This is a genomic window from Streptomyces sp. NPDC057743 (assembly GCF_042798755.1).
In the GTDB taxonomy this organism is placed as follows: Bacteria; Actinomycetota; Actinomycetes; order Streptomycetales; family Streptomycetaceae; genus Streptomyces.
Genome location: NZ_JBHVJX010000005.1, coordinates 53,358 through 70,274, shown reverse-complemented (window position 1 = coordinate 70,274; position 16,917 = coordinate 53,358). Strand labels below are relative to the sequence as shown.

Here is a 16,917-nt window from a genome sequence, read left to right as displayed (position 1 = left end):
TGTGGAGGCGTGCGTGAGCGTGGGGGAGATGCGCCGGTTCCGGCGTGATCCGCTCGGGTACATCGAGGACCGCGCTCGCCGGAGCCCGACGGAGGTGTTCCGGCTTCCGTGGGGTGCCTGGTGTGTGAGGGACACCGGACTTGCGCTCACGGTGCTGCACGACCCGGTCTTTCACGCTGGCGTCTCCACGTTCTTCGGGGACATGCTGCCCTCGCGGTCCGCCCAGATCGCCGTCGGCCGCGCCGTCCGGAACGTGATGCGGGCGCACCTGCCCGCCTACCGCCAGTGCCTGGCCGAGGCGGTGGCCGGGCTGGACCCGGTCAGTCAGTGGCCCGGTGCGGGGCCGTCGCTGGTGTACCGGTGCACGGCGGACGCGTTGCTGCACCCCGACGCGCCGCCGGCGTTACGGCGGCTGATGGCGAAGGCCGTGGCGGGCGGAGTGACCGCCCGTCAACCCCACATGTGGCAGCGGGCGCGGGTGGAGATGCTGCGCCCCGGGCTGATGACCGCGATCACCGAACACGTGCGGAACCGCCGGGCCGAGGGCTCCGGAGCGGGCGAGCCGAGGGATGTACTGGACGCGGTGCTCGGAGCCTGCCCCGAGGGGACCACCGACCGGACCGTGACGGACCTGTACGTGCTGTTGTTCCAGTCGATCGTGGGCAACATCGGCTACGCGGTGGCGTGGTCGCTCCTGCTGGCCTGCCTGCACCATCCGCCCGGCCCGCCTTGGCCGTGGGCCACGGAGTCGCTGGTGCGCGAGGCCGGACGCCACCGTCCGTTCGTCTGGATGGTCGGCCGGCCCGTCCCGCACGCTCTCGAATTCGGGGGCCTGTCGTTCGCGCCGGGCACGATTCTGTCGGTCAGCCCCTACCTGCTGCACCACGACGCGCGCCGCTGGGACCGGCCCGAGCTGTTTCGGCCCGAGCGCTGGAACGAGCCAGGTGGGCAGGGCCCTTATCTGCCCTTCAGCGCTGGTCCGTTCACCTGCGCCGGTGCGGCCGTTGCCCACAGTCTGATCACCGAGGCGGTCACCGCGCTGGCCCAGGACGCGCACCTGACCGTCAGTGGCGGCGATGCCCGGCCCCTGGTGTCCGGCTCCGTCCTTCCCCGGCCCTTCGCCCTCCGGCGCACCCTCAAGACCCCCGTCAGGCCCACGCTCATGAAGGGAGGTGAATGACATGATCGCTGCCATCCGACGCATCTTCAGGAACCAGCCCGCCAGTTACTGGGTGCCGGACGTCTGGCTCTAGTAGTCCCGATCGTCCATGGCGGTCCGCATTCCGTGACCAACGGCGTGCGGACCGTCTCCCTTCCCGGCCACATACACCGCCTGCCTTCCTTCGTCGACGGCTGTCGACGGCCTCCCGCACGGCGGCGCTGCGGCAGATTCCCGATGCGGCCTGTCAGGCTGCCGGTCAACTCCGCGTCCGCCAGGGGGTTTTCGGGCGCAGGGGAGCTTCGCCATCCTGTCGCAGTCATCCGCCCGACCGGCTACGATGTCTGTGTTGGGCGTAACGTGCATGCACTCGGCGGGAGTTGGGGGACCGCGTCGCAAGTGCACCCGCCCGCCGAGGGGCTGAAGGGCTTGTCAACCCGTGTCGTCTGCCACGGTCGAGCGCCATCCTGGATCTGCTGCCCGGGGCTGGTCCCCCGGACTGGTCCGTGGTCCCTGCCTGCCGCCGCTTCGGCACCGTCAGACGCCCTGTCAGCTCCCCTCGTCCCACGCCGCGTTCACCGTGGGCGCCCCCTGCCCGCCGATCGGCCGAGCGGTGGGCCCGGATGCTCCCAGGTCGGCGGAGCGGGCTGTCAATCGGGGGAGGGCGGGCCGTCAGCGAGTTGACCGTAACGGTGACCAGGGCGGCACGGAGCGGCGCACGCAACGTCCGGCGCACCGAGGCCAGGCCGGGGCCCGCGCTGTGCAGGCCGTGGGGCGCTTCGGCGCACTCCGGGGGCGTGAACCGCGTACTTGATCCGCCTAATCACCTGTTCTTGCGATCTGCTCCGAGTTAAGTGGATTGGTGCGGTCTGGGCGGGCAGAGTGTGCGGGAGACACAGACCGGAAGGAGGTGACGAGTGATGCGGAAGATTGCGATGAAGGCGCAGGTGGCTGTCCGGAAGGACCGCCGTGCTGGGTACTACATCTTCAAGTGCGACAGCACCGCGAAGTGACCTTGTGTGGGCGGACGCAGCCTGGCCTGTCGTCCGCCCACACCCCTCCCTGTTGCCGGACCGGGCCGACATGCCGCCCCTGTTCACCGGCTACCCGGACGCGCCGCGGCTGCCCCTGCCCCGCCCACGAGCCGACCTGTCCGTGCCGTTCGACCGCGTTCTTTACGGGCGGCGGACCCACCGGGACTTCGCCGGTGAGTCGGTCTCGCCGGCGGTGCTGGCCACGTTGTTGTCCACGGTCTTCGGGCCCGTGGACTACATCGACAGCGGTCACGGTGCCCTCTACCGCCGCACCAGCCCCGCCGGCGGCTCCCGGCAGGAACTCGACGCCTACCTCGGCGTGATCAACGTGACGGGTGTGACGCCGGGTTGGTACCACTACAACGCGCTGGAACACTGCCTGGAACGGCGCACCGAGGGCCTCACCCGCGCCGAGGCGGCGCAGCTGTGCGCCGACCAGGACTGGGTCGGTGAGGCCGCCTTCCTGGTCGTCCTCGCCGCGAGGCTGGAGCGGATGACCGCGAAGTACCACACGCCGCGCTGCTATCGCGTCTGCCTCCTCAACGCCGGGCATCTCGGCCAGACCTTCGCCCTGACCGCCACGGCCCTGGGGCTGGGACCGGCGCAGACGGGGGCCTTCAAGGACGCCCTCGTCGCCGAACGTTGCGGGCTCGACAACGTGGGCTGCACACCGCTGTACGTCCTGGCGGCCGGCCATCCCCTCCAGCACGGCCCCAACGAGCCGCCACCGGCCGGACTCACCGCCTTCGCGCACACCGCACTGAGCACGGCGCCGGGCCACGAGGCACGTTGACCGCACGCACCGGGAAAAACCGCCAACCGACCCCGGCGAAGGCGGGCCAAGAGCAGCGGCGCCGGTTCCTGCTCGTGCTCTCGCGACGGGCAGTGCCGCGCCCGCCGCGGTCGGCCTCCCGCCCAGCCAGCCAACAGGAGTACGCACCATGACGACGACCACGCCCGGCGGCTCCACGCCCCCCACGGCGGGCGACGCCCCGGCTTCCGCCGGAGACCTCCCGCCCTCGCTGCGGGAACTCGTCGGGAAGCACACCGGCGAGCCCTACGTGATGGATCCGGAACTCCTCGCCGACCCCTTCGGCGGCTACGGTCGACTCCGCGAGCAAGCCCCCGTCCTGCGCGCGCGCTTCATGGACGACACCCCCATCTGGCTCGTGACCCGCTTCGATGACGTGCGCGCCGTCCTGCGCGACCCGCGTTTCGTCAACAATCCGTACTCGATCCCCGGCCACGCCCGCCAGGACCGGCGCGACGAGCTCATGAAACTCCTCGGCATCCCCGAGGAGTACAGCGTGCACATCCTGGAGTCCCTGCTCACCAGCGATCCGCCCGACCACACCCGCCTGCGCCGCCTGTTCGCCCGGGCCTTCGCCGCCCGCCGAATCCCCAGTCTGCGCCCACGCGTTGAGGAGATCACGGACGAACTGCTCGACGAACTGCCCGGGCACGCCGACGAGAACGGAGTGGTCGACCTCATCGACCACTTCGCCTACCCGCTGCCCATCACGGTCATCTGCGAACTGGTGGGCGTCCCCGAGGCGGACCGGCCGCGCTGGCGGGCCTTCGGCTCCGACCTGGCGTCGCTGGAACCCCACCGGATCGGGGCGTCCTTCCCGGCCATGGTCGACCACATCCACGACCTGATCGCCCAGCGCCGCACGCACCCGCAGGACGACCTGCTCAGTGCACTCACCCAGGCCCAGGACGACGACGGCAGCCGGCTGAGCACCACCGAGATGGTCACTCTCGTCATGACGCTGGTGCTCGCCGGGCACGAGACCACCGCCCATCTCATCGGCCACAGCGTCGTCGCCCTGCTCACCCACCCCGACCAGCTGCGACTGCTCCGGCAGGACTGGGAACGACTGCCGCGCGCCGTGCACGAACTGGCCCGCCGGTGCGGTTCGGTCCAGATGACTCAACTGCGGTACGCGACCGAGGACGTTGAGCTGGCCGGCACCCTGATCCGCCAGGGAGAGGCCGTCCAGCCCGTCCTCGTCTCCGCGAACCACGACCCACGCCACTACGACGACCCCGAACACCTCGACCTGACCCGGCAGAGCACCGAAGACCACGTCGCCTTCGGCCACGGTCCCCACTACTGCCCGGGTGCCCCGCTCGCCGGCCAGGAGTGCGAGGTGGCCCTCGGCCGCCTGCTGCGGCGTTACCCGGATCTCTGCCTGGCCGTCGCCCCCGGCGAGCTCAAGACCCAAAAGCGCCGCCGGCAACCAGGCGCCTGGCGCCTCCTCAGCCTGCCCCTACGCCTCACGCCTCCGACGTAGCGTGCGCGGGCGGAACCCCAGGCAGATCTAACGGACTTCGCCCATGAGCGACTGGACCTTCTTCCGGGACGCGTAGATGGCGAAGGCGGCCAGCGCGGCGGCCATGGCCTCGACGGCCACCATGCCCCGTCCGTTGAGGTCGACGCCGGCGATGGCGAGCATGCCCGTCACGCTGTCACCGGCGGTGACAGCGAGGAAGAAGACGCCCATCATCTGCGAGGCGTACTTGGCCGGTGCCATCTTCGTGGTCAGGGACAACCCCACGGGGGACAGGCACAGTTCGGCCACGGTGTGCATGAGGAAGATCAGCACCAGCCACCACAGGGTGACCTTCGTGCCGCCGGTGGCCGTTCCCATGGGGATGAGGAACACGAAGAAGGATGCGCCCGCCACCAGCAGGGCGACGGAGAACTTGACGATCGTGCTGGGCTCGCGGTTGCGGCGGGCCAGGGCCAGCCACAGGGCGGCGAAGACCGGGGCGAGCACCATCACGAACAGCGGGTTCAGTGACTGGAACAGGGTGTTGGGCATCTCCCAGCCGAAGATGTCCCGGGAGGTCTTGGCGTCGCCGAACAGGGACAGCGTCGACGCGCCCTGGTCGAAGATCATCCAGAAGATCGCGGCGGCCACGAAGAACCAGATGAACGCCGTCATCTTGGTCTGCTCTTCGTTGGAGAGGTCCTTGTCGCGCTTGATCCGGGCCAGCACCGCGACGGGGATCAGCAGGCCGGCCACGGTGATGGGGACGAGCACCCAGTTCAAGGTCAGTCGGAAGACGCCGGTGAGGCCCACCAGGAGGTAGCACACCGCAACCGCAGCGGCGATCGCCAGGGTCTTGACGAGGACGCCGTTGCGTTCCTTGGGCGTGAGCGGGTTGGGGACCCGGTTGCTCTCCTGGCTCAGATGGCGCGAACCGATCAGGAACTGGGTCGCACCGAGCGCCATGCCCACCGCGGCCAGGCCGAAGCCGAGGTGCCAGTTGACCGTCTCCCCGAGAACGCCGATGACGAAGGGGGCGGCGAAGGCGCCGAGGTTGATCCCCATGTAGAAGAGCGTGAAGCCGCCGTCGCGGCGGGGGTCCTTCGGATCGCTGTAGAGCTGGCCGACCATCGTGGAGATGTTGGCCTTGAGCAGGCCCGAACCGATGGCGACCAGGGCCAGACCGACGAAGAACATGGTTGAGGTCGGAACCGCCAGGCACAGGTGACCGGCAACGATCACCACGCTCGCGATGGTCACGGTCTTGCGGGCGCCCCAGACGCGGTCGCCGATCCAGCCGCCGGGCATGGCCATGAGGTAGACCATCGCCACGTAGACCGAGTAGATGGCCGTGGCGGTCGCCGCCGTGTACGCAAGGCCGCCGCCCTGGCTCCCGGTCGCGGCGTCGGCGCCACCGGAGACCAGGTAGAGGACGAGCAGGGCGCGCATGCCGTAGTAGGAGAAGCGCTCCCACATCTCGGTCATGAACAGCGTGGCCAGGCCGCGGGGATGGCCGAAGAAGGTCTTCTCGCCGTGTGGGGCGGGGACCTTCGTCAGGGTCGATGCCATCGGTGTTCCTTGTTCGCTCGGGACGCGCCGCGTGCGTGTGCGCGCCCGGGTGGGGTTGGCCGGAGCCAGCACGCACGACCCTCCTGCGCGCAGGGGATATTTCACCCCGGACCGGCACGAAGCAAGGAGGAAGGCAGTGCGTGTTGGGATCCACGCCGCCGCACGCCTCTTCGCGTACGGGGCCCGGCCCACAGGTGAATCGCTGACTGGCAGGCTGACAGAGCGAACCATTCCCGCATAAGTGACTTTCGACTGAATTAGTAGGGCGAAAGTCCTGACATTCGGCGGTGGCGATCTTGCGTGCGCTTGGGGTGGGGCGTTATCGCAGGTGGTGACGGTGTGACTGTGGCGGTGGCCGGGGCGGTCCTCAAACGGATCTTGCCCAGGTCGGTGGTGTGGCCGGCTCGACCTTGGGTCGGTGTGATCGGGAGGGCGAGAGCGGCCGCTGCCGGCGTGGCGAAGGTGGAGTCGGCCTGGGTGCAACCGTTTCGCGGTGCGCGTGGTCCTCGATAGGGAAACAGTTGTGCGCACGAGCGGAGGCGAGGGCGCCGGTGATGTGGATGGTGCGGGTCGGTCCTGCGTGGGCGCGAAGCCGACGCGGCCCTCAACCACCGCACCGAGCAGGCAGGTTGGCGCGACCGAGCACGGTCCGGGCGCCACCGACGTCACCGCGTGACGCCAACCATCTCTCCGGGAACCCGACAACCCAAGGACCCACGGCCTCACGGCCTCAGGGCTCAACGGCACTGGCAGTAAAGGCTCCAGGGTCCTAAGAACCAGGAAAGAGATCTTCATGAAACTGCGCCGCGCACTGTCGACCTCGGCCGCGACGGTCGCCCTGCTTCCCGTGATGATGGCCGCCGCGCCCGCCGGCAAGGCGGTGGCCCCTCCCGCGGAACTCCCGAAGTGTTCCGATCTTGGCCAGGAGCACGACAACACCTTCGAGGGGCGCACGTTCGGCGTGCCCAAGTCGATCGTTCTCGGCCCTGACTGGACGACGTACACCGCCACGCTCACCAACGCCTCGACGAAGGAGCTGAAGTCGTTCGAACTCAGCGCCAATTTAGGCAGTTACGTCTACAACGAGGGTGAGCGCGACCTGAGCCCGTACGGCGACCTGCAGTACTGGGACACCGCGCAGCACTCCTGGAAGACGCTGCGCCAGGCCAATGGAGACGCCGGCGGCACCGTCCCCGCCCCGAAGACGCTGAGGCCCCGCGAGTCTGTTCACGTGCAGTTGCGGTTCAGGGTGGGTAAGGACCTGCCCCTGGACCACCCGTACGACGCGTTCACCGGCCTCACCGGCACCTTCGTCGACCGCTACCACAACACCGACTGCACGACCCAAGGCTACGCCGTCGGCACTTTCTCCCCCCGAAAGGGCTGACGCCCGCGGGGAGTTAGGGCGTCGGCGACCTCGGGGCGGCCGTCGGGAACCGTCGTCGGCCCAGTACGCCGGCTTGGAACCACTGACGCAGGCATCGGATTCGGCCACCGAGAAGCCCTCGTCGTTGAGGTTGAGCATGCCGCTGGGGCGGTCGTGGACGGCGGTGGTGGCGAAGGCGTCGGGCGCGTCGACAGGCTGCCGAGCCCTGCCGAGCGAGCGCTGGAGGGTGAGCGGGTGCGCGGTGAACAGGGGCCGAATTGCGCCGCGTTGGGGAACATCGTGGCGAGCCGCGGGGCGGCGCCCGGGGCGCCCCGGGCGGTTGCGATCGGTCCCGTTCAGCCCCGGCGGATGGGGCAGTTGTCGGGGCAGTGGAGGGTGAGGTCGCGGTCGGTGTGCTCGGTGTCGGCCGATGCGTGGTCGTCGCACTGCGGTGCCGGAGCCATCAAGACCTCGATGCCGGCCCGGAGATACCGCTCCAGGGTGGCGTCAGGTACCGAGGTCAGGGCGGGGGAGCGGATCTCCGTGCGCATCAGACTGGTGCCGAGCATCCAGGCCGACAGGAGTTCCGCGCGCAGGTCGGCGTCGGCGCCGCCGAGACGGGCGGCCAGGCGCTTGGAGAACACCTCGGTGAGATCGGCGCGCAGCCGCCCCACCGCCTCGTCGCGGCCCGAGGACCGCAGCACGGACAGCACCGGGTGCGGGAAGTCGCCCTCCTTCGGCTGGCCCAGCAACATCGCGCAGAACCAGTCGGGGATCGTTTCGACCGGCTCCTGGAGCAGCGGCTCAAACATCTTGCCGGTGCACGCCACGTCGTTGAACAGCGCCTCCTTCGAGCCGAAGTAGCGGTAGACGAGGGCGGCGTCCACGCCCACGTCGCCGGCGATGTCCCGCACGCTGGTGCCCTCGTAGCCGTACTTGCCGAAGCGGAAGGCCGCGGCGGCCCTGAGCGCGGTACGCGTGGCCGAGGCCGAGCGCCTGCGGACCACTTCCTTCGACGCCTCGCTGTTCTGTACTCCCGTCACGTCACCGCACCTCCGTCGTCCGCGGCCCTTCCGCCACCGCCCATATTCCCGGCTGCGGCGACTGTCTCAAAGTCACCGGCCGAATGTCATCGAACGTTGACTTGAGTTCACGCCACATGTCATACCTAAGTCAGTTCAACGATTGATGACTTGAGTGCTCGCCATGTCAGGCGGTACCGCGGCGCCCGTTTCCCGGTCCGCCCGCACGACGCGGCGGCCGCACGCGCCCGCGCGCACCGCCGCCAGCCGTCGCAGGTGGGCACCCCCATGACCGGAAAGTGGTGATCTCCTGTGCCTGCGCAACGCGTTGCCGTGATCGGAACCGGTTACGTCGGACTGACCACCGGCGCCTGCCTCGCCTCCCTCGGCCACCACGTGGTGTGCGCCGACGCCGACCCGCACAAGGTCGCGCGGCTGCGCGAGGCCAAAGTGGACATCCTGGAGCCGGATCTTCCCGAGACGGTTCAAGACGGCCTGAGCGCCGGGCGGTTGGAATTCACCGGGGACACCGCGGCCGCCGTCACCGCGGCCGAGGTGGTGTTCCTGTGCCTGCCCACACCCATGGGTGCGGGCGGGGCGGCCGACCTCGCCGCGGTGGAGGCCGTCGCCGACCAGATCCGCGAGGTGCTGCCGTCCGGCTGCGTCGTGGTCAACAAGTCGACCGTGCCGGTCGGTACGAGCGAGCGGGTCGCCGCGCTGCTCGGCCGGCCGGACGTGGCCGTGGTGAGCAACCCCGAGTTCCTGCGCGAGGGGCGCGCCGTTCACGACTTCCAGCACCCCGACCGAATCGTGATCGGCGCCGCCGACCCGGACGCCGGCCGGCGCGTGGCCGATCTGTACGCCGACCTGGACGCGCCGCTGGTGCTCACCGACCCCGCCAGCGCCGAACTCACCAAATACGCGGCGAACTTCTTCCTGGCGATGAAGCTGTCCTTCGCCAACAACCTCGCCACCGTCTGCGAGCGCTTCGGCGCCGACATCGACGACGTCACCGAGGGCATCGGGCGCGACCCGCGGATCGGCTCCGCGTTCCTGCGGCCGGGGCCCGGCTGGGGCGGCTCCTGCCTGCCCAAGGACACCCACGCCCTGCTGACCGCGTGTGACCAGGCCGGCGTCGACTTCCCGCTGCTCAGCGCCACCATCGAGACCAACGTCAGCCACCAGCGCCAGCTCGTCGAGCGCCTCGCCGCCGCCTGCGGCCGCGCCGACGGGTCGCTGCACGGCGTGCGGCTCGCCCTGTACGGCCTGACCTTCAAGGCCGGCACCTCCGACCTGCGGGACTCGCCCGCGCTCGCCGTCGCCCGACTGCTGCGCGAGCGCGGCGCCGAACTCACCGCGTACGACCCGGCGTTGCGCGAGGAGCAGCCGGACCTGAGCGATCTGGTCGACCTCGTCGACGACCCGGTGCGGGCCGCGGAGGGGGCCGCGGCCTGCGTGGTCCTCACCGAGTGGCCGGAGCTGCGCGAGCTGGACTGGGCGGCGATCGGCGCCCGCATGGCCGGCCACGAGGTTCATGACTTCCGCAACCTGCTGGACGCCGACCGGCTCGCGCGGGCCGGGCTGAGCTGGCAGGGGCTCGGGCGTGCGGGGGCGCCGGCGCGAGTGGCCTGACGTGCGGGGCGACCGGCGCCCCCGCGGCGCACCCGCCACGCCCCTGGCCCCCCGCTCCCCTTACCGGAATCACCGAAGAACCCCCTGAGAGAAGGTTTTTGACATGCGAGTTCTGTGCACCACCCACGGCAGTCCCTCCCACGGGCGGGCCCAACTCCCCCTGCTGCGCGCCCTGGCCAAGGCCGGACACCAGGTGCAGGTGGTCACCAACGACGACCTCGCCGCCGTCTTCGCCGACGACGACGTTCAGGTGACCCCCGCGCTACCGGAGTTCGACCCGATGGCCAGGCTGGGGCCGTACGTCGCCGAGCTCCAGAAGATCGACGACATGAACGAGCGGATGGCCGAGCTCGGCCGGCTGATGCAGCGGACCCTGGCCGGGGAGAGCATCAAGCCGACCCTGGACATCCTGCTGCCCCTGGCCCGCGACTTCCGCCCCGATGTGATCCTGCGCGACGGCATGGACATGGCCGCGGTACTCACCGCCGAGGCGCTGGGCGTACCGCAGCTTCCCACGCCCTCCGGGTTCAGCAACATCATGGACCCCGCCCAGGTGCTCCCCGAGCTCAACAACCGGCGTGCGGAGCTGGGCCTGACCATGCACGAGGACCCGCTGTCGATCGTCCCGCACGGCCGCGTCGACTACGTGCCGTCCGCCTTCTCCTTCGCCCAGCACCTGCCCAAGTCGTGGGCCTACCGGCAGACCGTGGACGTCGAGCGCCGCGCGGTGCTGCCCGAGTGGGCCGCCGAACTGCCCACGGACCGGCCCCTGGTGTACGCCGCGATCGGCACCGCCCTGCCGATGCTCCACCACCGCAAGTCCGACGAGCCCAGCGCGCCGCTGCCGATGGAGTTCCCGGACCCCACCGAGAGCCTGGGCCTGATACTCGGGGCGGTGGCGGAGCTGGAGGACTGCACCGTGGTCGTCTCGACGTCCGGGATTCCGGTCGACACCGCGGGCGTGCCGGCCCACGTCCGCGTCGTCGAGCGGGTGCCGCAGCCGCTGCTGCTGGAGTCCGTCGACCTCTTCATCACCCACGGCGGCTTCAACAGCATCCGCGAGGCGATGCGCACCGGTACGCCGCTGGCGGTGCTGCCGCACTTCGGTGACCAGCACGGCAACGCGGACCGGGTGGAGGCGCTGGGCCTGGGCCGCCACCTCACCGACCGCAGCGCGGCCGGCATCGCCGCCGCCTGTCGCGAGCTGCTCGCCGACCCGGCACCGCGGGCCCGGGCCCGGGCGGCCCGACTCGCCATGCTGACGCTGCCGGAGATCGAGCACGCCGTCGGCGACCTCGAAGGGATCGCCGGCTGACCGATCGGCCACCGGGCCGGGGCGGTACGGGAGTCACCTCCCGCCGCCCCGGCTCTCCCGTTTCCGCCCCCGCCACCCTTGAGGACGACACGTGACCTTCTCCGAGACCCAACAACAGGGCACGGCCGGTGACGCGCCCGCGCGGCTCACCCACCGGCAGATCACCACCGTCATGTCCGGGCTGGCCCTCAGCATGTTCCTGGGGGCCCTGGACCAGACGGTGGTCGCCTCCGCCCTCCGGACCATCGCCGACGACCTGCACGGACTGACCGCCCAGGCGTGGGTGACCACCGCGTACCTCATCACCGGCACCCTCGCCACCCCGCTCTACGGCAAGCTCTCCGACATCCACGGCCGCCGGCCCGTCTACCTCGTGGCGATCGGCCTGTTCACGGTCGGCTCGCTGCTGTGCGGGGCCGCCGGATCGATCTACGAACTCGCCGCGTTCCGCGCCGTGCAGGGCCTCGGCGGCGGTGGCTTGATATCGCTGGCGATGACCATCGTCGCCGACATCACCACCCCGCGCGAACGCGGCCGCTACCAGGGCTACTTCATGGCGGTGTTCGGCGGTGCCAGCATCGTCGGCCCGCTGGTGGGCGGCGCGTTCGCGGACCGGGCCAGCATCTTCGGCATCGACGGCTGGCGCTGGATCTTCCTGATCAACGTGCCGCTCGCCGCCGCGGCCGCCGTGGCCCTCGTCCGCGTGCTGCGCTTCCCCCACCGCAGGGTGCGGCACCGGCTCGACTACCTCGGCGCGCTCACCCTGGCCGTCGGGCTGGTGCCGCTGCTGACCGTCGCCGAGCAGGGCCGCGCCTGGGGCTGGGGCTCTCCCCAGGCACTGCTGGCCTATGCGATCGGTGCGGTGGGCCTGGTCGCGTTCGTCGTGGTGGAGCGGCGGATGGGCGAGGCCGCGCTGCTGCCGCAACGCCTGTTCCGCATCCGCACCTTCCGCATCGGCGTCGGGCTGAACTTCGTCTTCGGCATCGGCATGTTCGGCGCGATGACGACCCTGCCGCTCTACCTCCAACTCGTCCGCGGCATGAGCCCGATGGGCGCCGGCGTGGCCACCCTGCCCACGGTCGCCGCGAACCTCGTCGTCACGCTGTTGGTGGGCCGACTGGTCGCCCGCACCGGCCGCTTCAAGCTCCCGCTCATGGCCGGATTCGCCTCGTTGGCCGCCGCGTTGCTGGTCTTCGCCACACTGCGGGTGGACAGCCCGCTGTGGCACGCCATGGTCGGCATGGCGCTGATGGGCGCGGGGCTCGGCGCGGCGATGCAGAACCTCACCGCCCTCTCGCAGTCCGAGATACCCCGCACGGAGATGGGCTCGGCCACGGCGACGATCAACTTCTTCCGGTCCAACGGCGGCACGGTCGGCACCGCCGCGTTCCTGTCGCTGCTGTTCGCCACGGCCGCCGGCCAGATCACCGACCGCCTGGCCACCGCCGGCCACGACCCGGGCTTTCGCCGCCTGCTGTCCCAACCCGACAACGCGCACGCCCTGATGGGCGTCCTGCGCCCCGGCGGCGGTGTCAACCTGGAGGACTCCGCGTTCCTGCACGCCCTCGACCCCGGCGCGGCGCTGCCCTTCCTTCAGGGATACGTCGCCTCGATGCGCATCGTCTTCCTCGCCGGCGCCGCGGTGACCCTGGCCGCCTTCCTGCTCGCGCTCTGGCGGGTGCCGAACTCCACGCTCTCCGACGAGTAGTGGCTCCGGTGGCGACACCAGGCACCGGTGGTGATGGTCGGGTGCGACTGTTGTTTGCCTGTGCACGGGTGCATCCAATCCGCGTTCGGCACACAGGCGTTGCGGTGTACGCACCCGATCACAGTCAGCTTGGCACCGGGCCGGGGAGTTAAACCGACGAGTGTGATGGGCTTTTCGAGGAGGCCGCACCACAGGCACCGCTGATCTTCAAAACCCTGTCTATCCAGGGGCGTTACTGATCCGCACGGCGTCGCTCCGGCGCTGCACCGGCGCACTCACACAGCGCAATCGTGTCGCTCGGGAGTGCGGTGTTGTCGGCGCGCCGGGTTTCACCACCCGGGCGTTGGCAATGCCTTGGAAGCCGCGCGGACCGGTCCGCAACCACCGCCGGTTGCGAATCCCCCTGGAGTGCCATGAGCACGGTAGTTGCCCGCCGGGTGTCCGTGTCCCTTCCCTCAGCCCTGATCGCCCCCCTCCTCGTCTTCGTCCTGCTCGACGGGTTCATCCAAGGCAGCGTGTTGTCCCTCCTGCCGGTCATCCGCGACACGTTGCACACCGACACCGCTCAGGCGATGTGGATCACCGCGGCGCAGTTCCTGTCCGCCGCCGTCTGCGTGCCCGTCTTCGGGCGCCTGGGAGACCTGCACGGCCACCGCCTGATGCTGCGCGTCGCGCTCGCCTCGATCACCCTCGGCTCCGCGCTGTGCGCCCTCGCGCCGACGCTCCCGGTCTTCCTCGCCGGCCGCGTCCTGTGTGGACCGCTCAGCTCCATGCTCCCGCTCTCCGTCGGACTGGTACGGGACCAACTCGACACCGCCGGCAGCCGTCGCGCGGTCAGCCTCCTCGCCGCCGCACTCATCCTGGGAGCCACCACCGGCACCGCCACCGCCGGGCCGCTGTCGTCCCTCTCCGGCGGCGGGCGCACGGTCCTGTGGAACCTGGCCGTACTGGCCGTCGCCTGCCTGGCACTCGCCCTCACCCCGCTCATCGCACGGACCGAAAGACGGGCGAGCGGGCGGATGGACTGGACCGGCGCCGTACTGCTCGGCCTCGGTCTCACCCTGCTGCTCGGCTCCATTGCCCAGGGCACCACGCTGGGTTGGCTCTCCCCGAAGGTCGTGGGCGGCCTGCTGCTCGCACCGGTCGCCCTCGGCCTGTGGGTGCGCGCCTCCCTGCGCAACCCCCAACCCCTCGTCGACGTCCGTGCGATGGCGAGCCGCGCCATCGCACCGGCCTTCGCCTGCGGATTCGCCGCGGGCGTCGTGGTCCTCGGCGGCCAGGGCGTCACCATCGCCTTCCTCGACGCCGTCCCCGAGAAGGCCGGGTACGGCTTCGGCCTACCGCACTGGCAGATCGGCCTGTGGATCGCCGTCCCGGCCCTCGTCAGCTTCTGCACCGCCGGCGTGTCCGCCGCGGTCGGCAGACGGTTGGGCTACCGCACCATGCTCACCCTCGCCTTCCTGCTCCTGGCCGCCGGATTCGGGGTGAAGATGGTGGGACACGCCGTCCTGCCGCTGTGGTACGCCGGCCACATGATCTCGGACGCCGGCGTCGGCCTCGCGATCAGCGGTCTCCCCACCGTCATCAGCGAGCGGAGCCCGCGCGACCGGGCGGCGACCTCGACCGCCGTCTACTACAACCTCAAGGAGGCCGGCGGCAGCATCGCCGGTGCCGCCGCGGCGGCGGTCTTCAGCGGCCTGCTCACCGAGTCCACGCAACAACCCTCGCTCACCGCCTACCTGTTGCTGTGGGGGATGTGCGGCATCATCGCGCTGGCCTCGGCGGCCCTGATCCGCCTCACCCCGCCGCACCACCTCCCGGCGGAGCAGCCCGCCGGCTGAACCGGCGCGGAACCCGGAGCCGGGGCGGGTCGTCTACGCCGCGCGGAACCGCCCCCGCTCCACCTCCGCCACCAACCCGCCACCCAGCAAGCGGTCCAGGTGCTGCACCGCCGTCCTCCGCTCCACCGGCCGCACGTGCGCCCCCTCGACATGGGGCCGGTAGACCAGCCGGTGGTCGACGATCTCCTCGACGGTCCGCGGCTCACCGAGGAAGGCCAGCAGCGTCGCGTCCCGCTTCTCCACCACGCCGACGTAGGCGTCGAGTCGGCGCCGGAACTCCGCGGCCCCCTCGATCACGCCCTTCTGGTGGAACGTGCCGTACCAGCGCGCGTCGATCTCCCGGCACCGCCGCATCGACGCCTCGAAGTCCACCAGGCTGCTGCCGACATCGCCGTAGTAGGGACCGAACGAGGTCAGGTCGATGTCCGCCACGAACAGGAAGCCGTCCGGCTCGATCAGGAAACCGCTGTGGCCCGCGGTGTGGCCCGGGAGGTGCACGACGGTCACGGTGCGTCCACCGAGGTCGAACACGGTCCCGTCCGCGAACCCCAACGCGTCCGGGCGGCCCTGCACATGGAACTCGTCCCGCACGCTCTCGTCGAAGGCGTCGACCACGTCGGACGGCAGGCCGTACCCCGCGACCAGGGCCCTGCGGTCGCGCAGCCCGTCGAGGTCGCGTTCGTGGACGTGGACCGGCACCTGGTAGCCGCCGAGACCGGCGACATGGTCCTCGTGGGCATGGCTGACCAGGACGACGTCGGCGGGCGGCGCGGCCCCGACGAGCGACAGCGACGGATCGACGACCAGTATCTGGTCCGTGCCGCGCACGAGCAGCGAGTTGCCGTACGGGTAGGCACCCGAGTTGGCGCCGACGAGCACGCTGACCGCGCCGTATTCCACTGTGGTGTAGCCCATGGTGTGCATGGTCACGACTATCGCACTGTGGCGCTCGTGGCCGCCGCTCAACTCCATCGGCGGTCAACTCCACCAGACGCGGAACTCGGTGGGCAGCGACTGCAGCACCTCCAACTCGGCCGCCAGATCGGGCGCTGACGCCGCCAACCGCCGCCCCGCCACCAACGGTTCCGAACGGTAGATCTTGCGCAGCGAGAAATCCCAACCGTCCGGATGCCCGCCGCCTCGCCCGGTGGTGACCCGCAACCGGTGCAACTCGTAGCGGACCATGGCGCTCTCCGCTCGGGTGGCGGCGCAGGAGTCGAGCGCGGACCAGAGCTGCGGATCCGTCATCCGGGAGAGCCCGGCCGGGGTGAGGGGCGTGCCGTCGAGCAGTTGGCGGGCCAGGCGCCGGACCACTGAGACCGGGCCCACGTTGTCCCACGAGGTGTGCAGCCGGGCCTCGGCACAGATCAGGGAGACGAGGGTGGCGGCGGCCTCGTGGTCGGCCGACACCACGCAGTCCGTGAGGGTGAGCCGGCCCAGGAGCGCGGCCGGATCGGTGTCGAGGCGCCCGGCCGAACGACCGCTGCGGACATAGGAGTCGAGGTGGTCGAGGCTGAGCAGGCCGGTGTGGTTGGTGAGGGGCGAGGGCGGCCGACCGTCGAGTGCGGCAGCGAGCGCGTCGGGGCGGATCCCGTGCCGTGCCAACACCGGGCGGATGGGGTCGGTGAGCAGCAGTTGCGCACCAATGGTGTGGTGGTCGAGGCCGGCGGTGCCCTCGACGGTGTGGCTCAGGGGGAGGTGGCCGATGTCGTGCAACAGGGCCGCGGCCCGCAGGAGTTGGTCCTCCGGGCGGAAGTGCGCGACCAACGCGAGGACGCCCAGGGTGTGTTCCAGCCTGGAGTAGGACTGGAGAGTGCTGAGTGCCGAGGCTCCGCCGTGGGCGACGAAGTGCAGGCGCCGTAGCGGTTCGGTCCGCAACAGGTCGATTTCGACGGGGGTGAGGCGGACGGGCACGCGCCACAGCGGGTCGGTGAAGGTGGGGGACAGGCCCAGCACGTTGGTGGGAACAGGGGCGTCAGTATCATCCATCAGGCC

Annotated in this window: 12 protein-coding genes; 8 read left to right on the top strand and 4 right to left on the bottom strand. The window is 70.7% G+C overall.

Features of this window, described 5'->3' with window-relative positions; genetic code table 11:
• Positions 1 to 124 precede the first annotated feature (124 nt).
• The 3 genes from ACFVFQ_RS07165 (at position 125) to ACFVFQ_RS07155 (ending at position 4,490) form a co-directional block, all read left to right on the top strand.
• On the top strand, positions 125 to 1,180 hold the full coding sequence (locus ACFVFQ_RS07165; protein ID WP_383410112.1) for a cytochrome P450: 1,056 nt from the start codon (positions 125 to 127) through the stop codon (positions 1,178 to 1,180).
• Positions 1,181 to 2,242: 1,062 nt separating this feature from the next.
• Positions 2,243 to 2,986, top strand: coding sequence for a SagB/ThcOx family dehydrogenase (locus ACFVFQ_RS07160; protein ID WP_383410109.1), 744 nt, complete (start codon positions 2,243 to 2,245; stop codon positions 2,984 to 2,986).
• 148 nt (positions 2,987 to 3,134) lie between these two features.
• Positions 3,135 to 4,490 carry a cytochrome P450 gene (locus ACFVFQ_RS07155; protein ID WP_383410106.1) on the top strand — a complete coding sequence of 452 codons (1,356 nt, stop codon included), beginning with the start codon at positions 3,135 to 3,137 and terminating at the stop codon, positions 4,488 to 4,490.
• Between the two features lie 27 nt (positions 4,491 to 4,517).
• Here the strand turns inward: ACFVFQ_RS07155 and ACFVFQ_RS07150 are convergent, their stop codons facing one another.
• Complete coding sequence (locus ACFVFQ_RS07150; protein WP_383410103.1) at positions 4,518 to 6,038, bottom strand: peptide MFS transporter; 1,521 nt, start codon at positions 6,036 to 6,038, stop codon at positions 4,518 to 4,520.
• 793 nt (positions 6,039 to 6,831) lie between these two features.
• Here ACFVFQ_RS07150 and ACFVFQ_RS07145 point away from each other — a divergent pair.
• A complete protein-coding gene (locus ACFVFQ_RS07145; protein ID WP_383410100.1) occupies positions 6,832 to 7,425 on the top strand; it encodes a hypothetical protein in 594 nt (197 codons plus the stop codon).
• Between the two features lie 335 nt (positions 7,426 to 7,760).
• On the opposite strand, the gene ACFVFQ_RS07140 is transcribed toward ACFVFQ_RS07145, so the two are convergent.
• Positions 7,761 to 8,447, bottom strand: coding sequence for a TetR family transcriptional regulator (locus ACFVFQ_RS07140; RefSeq protein WP_383410097.1), 687 nt, complete (start codon positions 8,445 to 8,447; stop codon positions 7,761 to 7,763).
• A 312-nt stretch (positions 8,448 to 8,759) separates the two neighbouring features.
• On the opposite strand from ACFVFQ_RS07140, the gene ACFVFQ_RS07135 reads away from it, so the two are divergent.
• From ACFVFQ_RS07135 to ACFVFQ_RS07120, 4 genes are all read left to right on the top strand, one after another.
• The gene (locus tag ACFVFQ_RS07135; RefSeq protein WP_383410094.1) at positions 8,760 to 10,058 is read left to right on the top strand and encodes a UDP-glucose dehydrogenase family protein; all 1,299 of its coding nucleotides are present in this window, start codon (positions 8,760 to 8,762) and stop codon (positions 10,056 to 10,058) included.
• A 103-nt stretch (positions 10,059 to 10,161) separates the two neighbouring features.
• A complete protein-coding gene (locus ACFVFQ_RS07130; protein ID WP_383410091.1) occupies positions 10,162 to 11,373 on the top strand; it encodes a glycosyltransferase in 1,212 nt (403 codons plus the stop codon).
• Between the two features lie 91 nt (positions 11,374 to 11,464).
• A complete protein-coding gene (locus ACFVFQ_RS07125; protein ID WP_383410088.1) occupies positions 11,465 to 13,081 on the top strand; it encodes an MDR family MFS transporter in 1,617 nt (538 codons plus the stop codon).
• 413 nt (positions 13,082 to 13,494) lie between these two features.
• Positions 13,495 to 14,922 carry an MFS transporter gene (locus ACFVFQ_RS07120; RefSeq protein ID WP_383410086.1) on the top strand — a complete coding sequence of 476 codons (1,428 nt, stop codon included), beginning with the start codon at positions 13,495 to 13,497 and terminating at the stop codon, positions 14,920 to 14,922.
• Between the two features lie 33 nt (positions 14,923 to 14,955).
• Here the strand turns inward: ACFVFQ_RS07120 and ACFVFQ_RS07115 are convergent, their stop codons facing one another.
• Both ACFVFQ_RS07115 and ACFVFQ_RS07110 read right to left on the bottom strand, forming a co-directional pair.
• The gene (locus ACFVFQ_RS07115; RefSeq protein WP_383410787.1) at positions 14,956 to 15,846 is read right to left on the bottom strand and encodes an MBL fold metallo-hydrolase; all 891 of its coding nucleotides are present in this window, start codon (positions 15,844 to 15,846) and stop codon (positions 14,956 to 14,958) included.
• A 54-nt stretch (positions 15,847 to 15,900) separates the two neighbouring features.
• Entirely contained in the window at positions 15,901 to 16,911 is a 1,011-nt protein-coding gene (locus ACFVFQ_RS07110) for an HD domain-containing protein (protein WP_383410083.1), read from the bottom strand.
• Positions 16,912 to 16,917 lie beyond the last annotated feature (6 nt).

Coding starts and splice junctions, on each gene's coding strand:
- ACFVFQ_RS07120 (WP_383410086.1), top strand. CDS start 13,495: ATGAGCACGGTAGTTGCCCGCCGGGTGTCCGTGTCCCTTCCCTCAGCC.
- ACFVFQ_RS07115 (WP_383410787.1), bottom strand. CDS start 15,846: ATGCACACCATGGGCTACACCACAGTGGAATACGGCGCGGTCAGCGTG.
- ACFVFQ_RS07155 (WP_383410106.1), top strand. CDS start 3,135: ATGACGACGACCACGCCCGGCGGCTCCACGCCCCCCACGGCGGGCGAC.
- ACFVFQ_RS07145 (WP_383410100.1), top strand. CDS start 6,832: ATGAAACTGCGCCGCGCACTGTCGACCTCGGCCGCGACGGTCGCCCTG.
- ACFVFQ_RS07130 (WP_383410091.1), top strand. CDS start 10,162: ATGCGAGTTCTGTGCACCACCCACGGCAGTCCCTCCCACGGGCGGGCC.
- ACFVFQ_RS07150 (WP_383410103.1), bottom strand. CDS start 6,038: ATGGCATCGACCCTGACGAAGGTCCCCGCCCCACACGGCGAGAAGACC.
- ACFVFQ_RS07160 (WP_383410109.1), top strand. CDS start 2,243: ATGCCGCCCCTGTTCACCGGCTACCCGGACGCGCCGCGGCTGCCCCTG.
- ACFVFQ_RS07110 (WP_383410083.1), bottom strand. CDS start 16,911: ATGGATGATACTGACGCCCCTGTTCCCACCAACGTGCTGGGCCTGTCC.